The organism is Planktothrix sp. FACHB-1355, from assembly GCF_014748295.1.
In the GTDB taxonomy this organism is placed as follows: Bacteria; Cyanobacteriota; Cyanobacteriia; order Cyanobacteriales; family Aerosakkonemataceae; genus Aerosakkonema; species Aerosakkonema funiforme_A.
Window position 1 is genome coordinate 1 of record NZ_JACJUP010001105.1, and the last position, 2276, is coordinate 2276.

The 2276-nt window shown below is 41.1% G+C and carries 3 protein-coding genes and 1 pseudogene; 3 read left to right on the top strand and 1 reads right to left on the bottom strand.

The window, feature by feature from the left end:
• Nucleotides 1-10 precede the first annotated feature (10 nt).
• Nucleotides 11-1147, top strand: coding sequence for a CO2 hydration protein (locus H6S82_RS29520; RefSeq protein ID WP_191057201.1), 1137 nt, complete (start codon nt 11-13; stop codon nt 1145-1147).
• Nucleotides 1148-1228: 81 nt separating this feature from the next.
• Here H6S82_RS29520 and H6S82_RS29525 read toward each other — a convergent pair whose 3' ends face one another.
• Complete coding sequence (locus H6S82_RS29525; RefSeq protein WP_190466721.1) at nt 1229-1447, bottom strand: hypothetical protein; 219 nt, start codon at nt 1445-1447, stop codon at nt 1229-1231.
• 341 nt (nt 1448-1788) lie between these two features.
• On the opposite strand from H6S82_RS29525, the gene H6S82_RS34215 reads away from it, so the two are divergent.
• Complete coding sequence (locus H6S82_RS34215) at nt 1789-1944, top strand: type II toxin-antitoxin system PemK/MazF family toxin (protein WP_190466725.1); 156 nt, start codon at nt 1789-1791, stop codon at nt 1942-1944.
• A gap of 101 nt (nt 1945-2045) precedes the next feature.
• Nucleotides 2046-2276, top strand: a pseudogene (locus tag H6S82_RS29535) (hypothetical protein); the annotation flags it as partial.

The window sequence follows — 2276 nt, forward strand, 5'->3', positions numbered from 1 at the left end:
ACCCGCTCATATGCTTTCTCCATACATAGAACGGCTGAAAGCTGGCGGTGCGTTGCTCGCGGATACGCCTGAAAATCTGATAGAAGTTGTAGGTGTTCTGAAAAGCTACGGTATTGTGCTGGATGCTTACTATAACAATCTTCTCTACATCGCCAATAATCAATTTTTAGTGCTGTTTCCATTTTTTAAATACTTCAATGGCGAAGTTTCGATACAAAAATTGCTGCAACACTGGTGGCACGATCGCATTAATTTTGAGTACGCCGAGTACTGCATGAGAACAATGATGTGGCACGGTGGCGGCGGGTTGGATACTTACATAGATTCTGACGAATTTAAGGAAAGAGCGAGAGCGGCAATTAATGCCAAAACTAAGGGCAATTTCTTAATTAGAGGTCTAGACAAACTTTTTCCTGACTTTTTGTTGGAACAGGTACGCCTACAAGTTTATTACAGTGCGCTCGGTCAATTTTGGCGGGTAATGGCTCCCATATTCCTGATTTTATCGGATCGATACGATCGAGGCGAAATTAACTCCATTCCGCAGGTAGTAGAGCATATCCTCAACGGTTTGGTAGCATCTGCTAATTTGCCGATTACCTACTCCGTAAAAATTGAAGGTAAGGAATATGAAATTATTCCCAAATCAGCGGGTTTAACTTTCCTTATGGATACTGGCGTGCCTTACGTAGAGGCGGTGTTCTTCCGAGGAACGCCTTTTCCTGGCACAGTTTCTTTCAACGCACAAGCTCGTCAAATTCCCATAGATCAAAGTAAATTTGAATACGGCGCTTTGTATGCTGACCCGTTACCTATAGGCGGTGCTGGGATTCCACCAACTCAGCTAATGCAGGATATGCGCCATTTTATCCCAGATTACCTGCACGATTTGTACAATCGCAATCGGCGTCGAGAAGATGACTTGCGCGTACAAATTTGCATCAGTTTTCAAAAGTCGATGTTTTGCGTGACGACAGCAGCAATTTTGGGTTTGGCACCTTATCCCATTAATACAACAGATCCATCTGAGCAGCAAGCAAATCGCGTTTATTTGGAAAAATGGATGGATAGGTTTATTACTTCTCGTTTGATGGTGGCAAATAGCGATCCAAATGCTTGTTTGTATGCGTGTCAAGTGAAATTATAATGAGACAAAAGAGAAACCCGGTTTCTTTAAGAAACCGGGTTTTTTACTGACAGAAGGAGATTAATTGGCTAAGTGCGATCGCTATCTAGCAACTTGTGCCAGAATTGCCTCGATATTTTTCTGAACTTGCTCTAGTTCTTGACGCTTTTGAGCGATAAAAGCTTTGTCAGCATCACGTTGTTGCTGAGTTTCTTTGTAAGCTTTTTCTTGCTGTTCTAGAATGTTTTCGTAGGATGAGATAGTTTTTGCAATGTTTTCAGATGCTTGCTTAACGCGCTGCTCAAACGTTGAATTAACCATACTGTTAATTTTGTCAAATACTTGAGCTTTGCTGTTAATAAATTGTTGATTTTTAATACTGTCAATGTTTGTAATCAGGCTTTTAAGAAAAGCTAAGAACTATGAAAGCAGGTGAAGCATGAATACCCGAAAGCTTACATTGGAAATATCAGAATCGGTTTATGAAAAACTAGCTTATTTGGCTGAGTTGAACGAAGAATCGATCGAACGCACTGCTATTTAGAGCATTCTTTCCAGTCTTCCATATTTAACTAAAAAAGCCGAGGAATTTAAGGAAATGATGGAGCGAGTAACACCTGAGAATTTACATGGTGAGATTGACTTTGGGGAGCCTGTAGGCCGTGAATTCAGATAGATCTAGTTTATCTATTCCTAAGCGGGGAGATATTATTTGGACAAATTTCACGCCTCAAATAGGGCGCGAACAAGCTGGTCGTCGCCCTGCTCTTGTGTTATCAGCAATTGAATACAATCGTCGGGTGGGACTAGCTTTTTAACAGGCCAAGGATATGAAATTATTCAGCGGATTGAACAGGTTGCCCAAGATGTTGAATTTCGCCATCACCGTACAATTTTAGAGCAAGGATACGGTCGTTTTATGGAAGCGACTAACCGAATAAAAATAGCTATGTCGTCTGAAGATGAGAGAATTAGAGATGCTGATTTAGCAAATGCACGCCTAACTTTAGGTTTAACTTTAGCAGACTATAATAATTCTCGCCTATACTCGGAAAACAATGCAGCTGGACAACTACGCCGAAAGGAATGTGCTTGGGCAATTGAGCAGACAATCGCTATTACTTATCAATTGGAAAATGATCTCTCTGCG

Bases quoted from the DNA above. Each gene is read 5' to 3' on its own strand.
- H6S82_RS29520 (WP_191057201.1), top strand. From the start codon at position 11: ATGCTTTCTCCATACATAGAACGGCTGAAAGCTGGCGGTGCGTTGCTC.
- H6S82_RS29525 (WP_190466721.1), bottom strand. From the start codon at position 1,447: ATGGTTAATTCAACGTTTGAGCAGCGCGTTAAGCAAGCATCTGAAAAC.